Origin of the sequence: Variovorax guangxiensis (assembly GCF_003952165.1) — a bacterium.
Classification (GTDB): Bacteria; Pseudomonadota; Gammaproteobacteria; order Burkholderiales; family Burkholderiaceae_C; genus Variovorax; species Variovorax guangxiensis.
On sequence record NZ_RXFT01000008.1, the window covers coordinates 332,142 to 339,528 of the forward strand.

The 7,387-nt window shown below is 68.0% G+C and carries 6 protein-coding genes; all 6 read right to left on the minus strand.

Going from position 1 to position 7,387, the window contains the following annotated elements; all coding sequences use genetic code 11:
• Window position 1 precedes the first annotated feature (1 nt).
• Complete coding sequence (locus EJP67_RS20405) at window positions 2-1,456, minus strand: aldehyde dehydrogenase family protein (protein WP_420824275.1); 1,455 nt, start codon at window positions 1,454-1,456, stop codon at window positions 2-4.
• A gap of 24 nt (window positions 1,457-1,480) precedes the next feature.
• Window positions 1,481-2,902 (minus strand): amidase, encoded by a 1,422-nt coding sequence (locus EJP67_RS20410; RefSeq protein ID WP_126023514.1) that lies wholly within the window; start codon window positions 2,900-2,902, stop codon window positions 1,481-1,483.
• Between the two features lie 4 nt (window positions 2,903-2,906).
• Window positions 2,907-4,400 carry an ABC transporter substrate-binding protein gene (locus tag EJP67_RS20415; protein WP_126023515.1) on the minus strand — a complete coding sequence of 498 codons (1,494 nt, stop codon included), beginning with the start codon at window positions 4,398-4,400 and terminating at the stop codon, window positions 2,907-2,909.
• Between the two features lie 50 nt (window positions 4,401-4,450).
• On the minus strand, window positions 4,451-5,269 hold the full coding sequence (locus EJP67_RS20420; protein WP_126023516.1) for an ATP-binding cassette domain-containing protein: 819 nt from the start codon (window positions 5,267-5,269) through the stop codon (window positions 4,451-4,453).
• Window positions 5,266-6,261, minus strand: a complete 996-nt coding sequence (locus EJP67_RS20425) for an ABC transporter ATP-binding protein (RefSeq protein ID WP_126023517.1) — start codon at window positions 6,259-6,261, stop codon at window positions 5,266-5,268. The genes EJP67_RS20420 and EJP67_RS20425 overlap by 4 nt, the downstream gene beginning before the upstream one ends.
• 175 nt (window positions 6,262-6,436) lie before the next feature.
• A complete protein-coding gene (locus tag EJP67_RS20430; protein ID WP_126023518.1) occupies window positions 6,437-7,336 on the minus strand; it encodes an ABC transporter permease in 900 nt (299 codons plus the stop codon).
• Window positions 7,337-7,387 lie beyond the last annotated feature (51 nt).

A 7,387-nucleotide genomic window follows, 5' to 3' on the forward strand; every position in this document is an offset into this window, starting at 1 on the left:
TTCATCCGTGCTTGATGGCGATGGTCTTGAGGGTCGTGAAACCGAGCAGGGCCTCGAAGCCCTTCTCGCGGCCGAAGCCGCTGGACTTCACGCCGCCGAATGGCAGTTCTACACCACCCGCCGCACCGTAATTGTTGACGAAGACCTGGCCGCAGTGCAGCTTGTGCGCCATGCGCAGCTGGCGCGCGCCGTCGCGGGTCCACACGCCGGCCACCAGACCGAAGTCCGTCCCGTTGGCCAGGCGCACCGCCTCGGCCTCGTCGGCGAAGGGCGTCAGGGCCAGCACGGGGCCGAAGATCTCGCGCTGCGCGATGTCGCTCTCGTGCGGCACGTCGCGGAACAGCACGGCTTCCTGGTAGTAGCCGGTGGAAGAGGCATTGGGCGACACCGTGCCGCGCGCGGCCACCTTCAGGCCGGCCGCCTCGGCGGTCGCGACCATGTCTCGCACCTGGCGGAACTGCTTTTCGTTGATGAGCGGGCCCATGTCCAGGTCTTCGGCGGGCGTGCCCGCGCGCACTGCTGAGAAGCGCCCGGCGAGGCGCTGCACCACTTCTTCGTAGACCGACTGTTCCACCAGCACGCGGCTGCCCGCCGAGCAGGTCTGGCCGGCGTTCTGGATGATGGCGTTCAGCAGCACCGGCTCCGCCGCGTCGAGGTCGGCATCCGCGAACACGATCTGCGGCGACTTGCCGCCCAGCTCCAGCGTCACCGGGCAATGGCGCTCGGCAGCGGCCAGGCCCACGCTGCGGCCGGTAATGGTCGAGCCGGTGAACGAGATGTGGTCGATGCCGGGGTGCGCGCACAGCGCAGCGCCGGCTTCCTTACCGTAGCCGGTCACCACGTTGAGCGCGCCTGCCGGAAAGCCGACCTCGGTCGCGATCTCGGCCAGGCGCAGCAGCGACAGGCTCGCGTCTTCCGCTGGCTTCACCACGCAGGCGTTGCCCGCGGCGAGCGAGGCTCCCACGCTGCGGCCCGCGATCTGCATCGGGTAGTTCCAGGGAATGATGTGGCCCGTCACGCCGTGCGGCACGCGCACCGTCAGCACGGTGTAGCCGCGCTCGTAGGGCAGGGTGTCGCCGTGCAGCTTGTCGCAGGCGCCGGCGTAGTACTCCATGTAGCGGGCCAGGGCGGTGGCGTCGTTGCGCGCCACGCGCAGCGCCTTGCCGGTGTCGCGCGCCTCCAGTTGGGCCAGCTCCTCGTGATGCTCCATGACGGCGGCGCCGAGCTTGGCGAGCAGGCGGCCGCGCTGCAGCGCGGTCATGCCGCCCCAGGGGCCGTCGAAGTTCTCGCCCATGGCCTGGCGTGCGGCGCGCACGGCGGTGTCCACGTCGGCGGCGGTGCCGCGCGCGATCTCGCCGAACTTGCTGCCATCGCTCGGGTCGATCACGTCGATGGTGGCGTTGCCTTCGGACTGCATGTGGCGTCCGTCGATGTAGTGGGCTGCTGCTGCGTTCATGATGTCTTGTCTCCTGAAGGCCGGTCAGCGGGACGTGTTGGGTTCCGGCCAGGGTTTCTGCGGTTCGCGGATCTGCTCGAAGGCGCGGCTGAACTGCAGCACGCCCAGGTCGTCGAAGCGGCGGCCGGCAATCTGCAGGCCAATCGGCAGGCCCTCGGCCGAGTAGCCGCAGTTGATCGAGGCAGCGGGCTGCTCCGACATGTTGTAGGGCACCGTGAAGCCGATGTGCTCCAGCGGCAGCATCGGGTCGTTGGTGGGCGATGCGTGGTCGGCCGGCGCGGGCATGTTGGGCGACACCGGCGAGATCACGAAGTCGTAGGCCTTGGTGGCCGCAATGGCCGCCGCCCGCGCCGCGATGAACTGGCTGTAGGCGTCGAAGATGTGCGCGCCCGAGAAGCCGGCCGCGCTCTCGGCCCATTCGCGGATGTACGGCAGGATTTTCGCGCGCACTTCGGGCGCCATCGCCTGGATGTCGATGCACGAGCGCATGCGCCAGAAGTGGTCCATGCCCTGCAGCATCTTCGGTGTCATGAAGGCCGGGATTTCTTCCACCACTGCACCAGCCGCCTCGATGCGCTTCGCCGCGCGGCGCACGGCCTCGGCGATCTGCGGATCGAGCGGCAGGCCGCAGCCCGCGTCCATGTGCAGCGCCACGCGCTTGCCCTTGATGAACGACGGGTCGACCTCGAAGGCCGTCCAGTCGATGACGGGGGGCGGCAGCTCGGAGTAGTCGCGGTCGTCGGGCTGCGCGACCGAGGCCATCATCAGCGCCGAGTCGGCCACGGTGCGCGTCATCGGGCCGGCGCAGCGGCCCATGTAGGGCGAGCTCAGCGGAATGCGCCCGAAGCTGGGCTTGAGCGTGTAGATGCCGCACCAGCTCGCCGGCAGGCGCAGCGAGCCACCGATGTCGGTGCCCACGTGCAGCGGGCCATAACCTGCAGCGGCTGCGGCGCCGGCGCCTGCGCTCGAGCCGCCGGGCGTGCGCGACAGGTCCCACGGGTTGCGCGAGAGCTCATGAAAGCTCGACAGTCCCGACGACAGCATGCCCAGGTCGGGCATGGTGGTCTTGGCGACCAGCACAGCGCCATCTTCCTTCAGGCGCGCGGCGGGCGGCGAGTCGTACGTCATCGGCACCAGCTCGTAGGCGGCGGTGCCCAGCGGCATCGCATCGCCCTTGGTCGCGAGGTTGTCCTTGATGGTCACGGGCACGCCGTCGAGCGTGCCGAGCGGCTTGCCGGCGAGCCAGCGGGCTTCGGAGGCGCGGGCCTGCTCCAGCGCCAGTTCGGGGCGGAAGAGCCAGGTGGCATGCAGCTCGGGCTCGTAGGCGGCGATGCGCTCGTTCACCGAACGCGCCACTTCCACCGGCGAGAGATCCTTGGATGCATAGGCCGCGTGCAGCTCCTGCACGCCCAGGGAATACAGCGGCTTCGATGTCGACGTGCTCATCGCATCAACCCCACGAGATCGCGGCCAGGTCGTTCACCACGATCGGCATGCTCGGCCACAGGCCCTTCACTTCCTTGCGCGCGATGGTCGGGAACACGGCCTGGTAGAGGAAGCCGTTGACCGCGTCGGTCGCCAGCATGCGCTGGGCGTCGGCCAGCAGGTCGGCGCGGCGCTTCTTGTTTTCCTCGTTCTGGATGGTGACGAACAGGTCGCGGAACTTCTTCGAGTCGTAGCCCCAGTAGTAGTCGGGCTCGGTGTACTTCACCAGGTCGAAGGGCTCCACGTGCGCGACCATGGTCAGGTCGAAGTCGTGCGCGCCGCCGAAGGTGCCGCTGAGCCACTGGGCCCATTCGACGTTCTGGATCTTCACGTTGATGCCGATCTGCGCGAGCTGCGCGGCGATCACCTCGCCGCCCTGGCGGGCGTAGGAGGGTGGGGGCAGCTGCAGGCGCAGCTCCAGCGGCGTCTTCACGCCGGCCTCGGCCAGCAGCTTCTTCGCCTTCTCCACGTCGAAGGGGTTCATCGCGGTAGTGTCGATGAAGCCCGGCGCGCCCAGCGCGTAGTGGCTGCCGATGGGCCTGCCGAACCCGTCCGCCGCGCCCTGGATGATGGCGTTGCGGTCGATGGCCGCCAGGATCGCGCGGCGCACGCGCACGTCGTCCAGCGGCTTCTTGCGGTTGTTGATGGTCAGGATCACCTTGCCGCGCGTGCCCACCTCGATCACCTGGAAGCGCGCGTTGCCCTTGAACTGGCTCACCGAGCGCGTGCCCGCGCGCGGGAAGATGTCGATGTCGTTCGACAGCAGCGCGGCGGTCTGCGCGGCCGTGTCCGACATGAAGCGGAAGACGAACTTCTCGGTCTTCGCGAGGTTCGGGTCGCGATAGGTGGGCGACTTCACCAGCGTGCACGAGGCGCCGCGCTGCCAGGCGCTCAGCTTGTAGGGGCCGGTGCCCACGGGGGCGGTGGCGTTGGTCTCGGCGCTCTTGGGCTCCACGATGCAGGCGGTCGACTGGCCGAGCATAAAGGGCAGGTCGGGGTTCGACAGCGTGCTGTTGACGCCCACCGTGTACTCGTCGAGCACCACGGTACCGATCTCGCTGAAGAAGCGCTTGTCCTTGTTGGTGCTCTTGGCGCTGCCCGCGCGGTCGAACGAGAACTTCACCGTGTTCGCGTTGAACGGCTGCCCGTTCTCGAAGCGCACGCCCTTGCGCAGCTTGAAGACGAAGGTCTTCATGTCGGGCGAGGAGGACCAGCTCTCCGACAGCATCGGCGTGACGCTGCCGTCGGCGTTCACCTTGGTGAGCGTCTCGAAGATGTTGTATTGCGTGATCTCCGCGATGGCCGATGCCGCGCCGCTGGTCGGGTCCAGGCCCGGCGGTTCGAGCGGCATGCCGATCGTCAGCGTGTTCTTGCCGGCCTGCGCGCGGGCCTGGGGCAGGAAGACACCCGGGATCGCCGCGGCCATGGCGGAAGTCATGAGTGTGCGTCGCTTCAACATTCGATAGTTCCTGAGGTGAGGGTGGAAAAAACTTGCCGTCGACGTCCGCGCTAGCGAGACGGCGTGTGCAGCACGGCGGAAAGCAGGGTGCGCGTGTACTCGTGCTGCGCGTGCTCGAACAGGTCGGCCGGCCGGCCGCGTTCGACGATGCGGCCCTTGAAGACCACGCAGACCTCGTCGCAAAGGTGGTTGACCACCGCGAGGTCGTGGCTGATGAGCAGGTAGCTGATGCCGAACTGCTGCTGCAGGTCCTGCATGAGGTTGAGTACCTGCGCCTGCACCGAGACATCCAATGCACTGACTGGCTCGTCGGCCACGATGAGCTTGGGGCGCGTGATGAGGGCGCGTGCGATGGCGATGCGCTGGCGCTGTCCGCCCGAGAACTCGTGCGGGTACTTGTCGAGGTCGGTGGTGCGCAAGCCCACGGCGGCGAGGGTCTCGGCGGCGCGTTCGCGCTGCTCGGCGCGGGTGGTGGCAGCGAGCGCTTCGAGCGGCTCTGCGACGATGCGCGCGACCGTCTGGCGCGGATCGAGCGAGCCGTACGGGTCCTGGAACACCATCTGGAAGTCGCGGCGTGCCACGCGCAGCTCTTCCTTCGAGAGCGCGTGCAGATTGCGGCCTTCGAGGGAAACGGTGCCGGAAGTGGGCGTATCGAGCGCCATCACGAGACGCGCGATGGTCGACTTGCCCGAGCCCGATTCACCGACGATGCCTACGCTCTGGCCGGCCTGCACATCGAAGCTCACGCCGTTGAGCGCCTTCACGGTCGGCGGCGGGCCGAAGAGCTTTTCGCGCGGGAGCGCGTAGTGGCGATAGAGGTTGTTCACTGCCAGCAGGGGCTGGCGGGCGGTAGCAGCGGACTGGCTCATGCGGTGGCGGTCCTGGCGGTGGATGCGGCGATCTCTCCGAGTCGCAGGCAGCGCACCACGTGATCGTTGGGCAGCAGCGTCTCGCGCGGGCGCGTGCTCTGGCACAGGTCGATGGTGTGGGCGCAGCGGCCGGCGAAGGCGCAGCCGCGCGGCATGTCGACCAGCTCCGGCACGCTGCCGCGGATGGTCGGCAGCCGGCCCGCGCGCACCGCGCCGAGGGCGGGGCGCGCCGCGAACAGGCCGCGGGTGTAGGGATGGGCGCGTCCGGCGAACACCGCGTCGGTCGGGCCGCTTTCCACCGCGCTGCCGCCGTACATCACGAGCATGCGCTTCACGCTGTTGGAGATCACGCCGAGGTCGTGCGAGATCAGGATCAGTGCCATGCCCATTTCCTTGACCAGGCCCTGGATCAGGTCGAGCACCTGCTTCTGGATGGTCACGTCGAGCGCGGTCGTCGGTTCGTCGGCAATCAGCAGGTCGGGGCCGCAGGCGAGCGCCATCGCGATGCCGATGCGCTGGCGCTGGCCGCCGGAGAACTGATGCGGGTACGCATCGAGCCGCGAGGCCGCGTCAGGAATGCCCACGCGGTCGAGCAGGTTCAGCGCTTCCTTGCGGGCCTGCTCCTTGGTCAGGCCGCGATGCAGCCGCAGCGGCTCGCCGACCTGGCGTGCGATGGTGTGCACCGGGTTCAGCGCCGTCATCGGCTCCTGGAAGATCATGCCGATGCGGTTGCCCCGGATCTCGCACATCTTCTTCTCGGGCAGGCCGACGAGTTCCTGCCCGTCGAGCTTGATGCTGCCCGAGACCTTGGCATTGGAGGGCAGCAGGCCCATCAGCGACATCACCGTGATCGACTTGCCGCAGCCCGACTCGCCGACGATGCCCAGCGTTTCGCCGCGCTCCAGCGAGAAGGAAATGCCGCGCACGGCTTGCGCCGGCCCGCGCTGGGTCTGAAGGCCGATCTGGAGGTTGTTGACTTCGAGGAGAGGCATGGTCAGTGGATCGGGATCGGGCAGCCGAACGCAGAAGGAAGACAAAAGCTACGCAGAAGTCGCAGAAGGGAATCAGGAAAATTGTTTATGGATTTCTTTCGCGACCTTCGCGAAACCTTCGCGCCCTCTGCGTACTGGTACCCGCATTTGAAGTGCTCGTTCATCGACCACCTCTTCACCGTGCACGCGCAAGACGAGGATCGAGCAGGTCGCGCAGGCCGTCGCCGAGCATGTTCAGGCCGAGCACCGCGAGCGCGATCGCCATGCCGGGAAAAACGGCCAGCAGCGGCTGCTGGAACATGAGGGTCTGGGCTTCGCTGAGCATGCGCCCCCACGAAGGTTGCGGCGGCTGCGTGCCCAGGCCGAGGTAGGAGAGGGCGGCTTCCGCGAGGATGGCGATGGCGAAGCGAATGGTGATCTGCACGATCAGCACGGCCGAGATGTTCGGCAGCACGTGCTGCATCGTGATCGCGAAACTGCCCTTGCCGCAGGCGCGCGCGGCGGCGACGTACTCGCGCGACCAGATCGCGTTGGCCGATGCACGCGTGATGCGCGCGAAGGTCGGGATGTTGTAGATGCCGATGGCCACGATGGCATTCACGATGCCTGCGCCGAACACGGCCGTCATCATGATGGCCGAGAGGATCGCGGGAAACGCCAGCGTGAAGTCGGACAACCGCATCACCGCCTCTTCGACCCAACCGCGCTTGGCGGCCGCGAGCAGGCCGAGTGCCGTACCGACTACGAGGCCGATGCCCACCGCGATCACACCGACCAGGATGGATGCGCGCGCGCCGACGAGCAGCAGCGAAGCCACGTCGCGGCCGAACGCATCGGTGCCGAGCCAGTGCGAACCGGACGGCGCCTGCAGCTTGTTCGCCATGTCCATGCCGTAGGGCGAGTAGGGCGTCCACACATAGGAGATCAGCGCGGCGAGCACCAGCAGTGCGGCCAGCACACCCCCGATGCAGAAGCTGCGATGCCGCAGTGCGCGGCGCCAGAAGCCGGGGGCCTTCAGTGCCACGCCGGAGGGGGCGGCGGGCAGCGCGGCGGAGGTTGGATTGACGGCGCTCATATGTCGCTGGCCTTGATGCGCGGGTCGATCACGGCATAGAGCACGTCGACG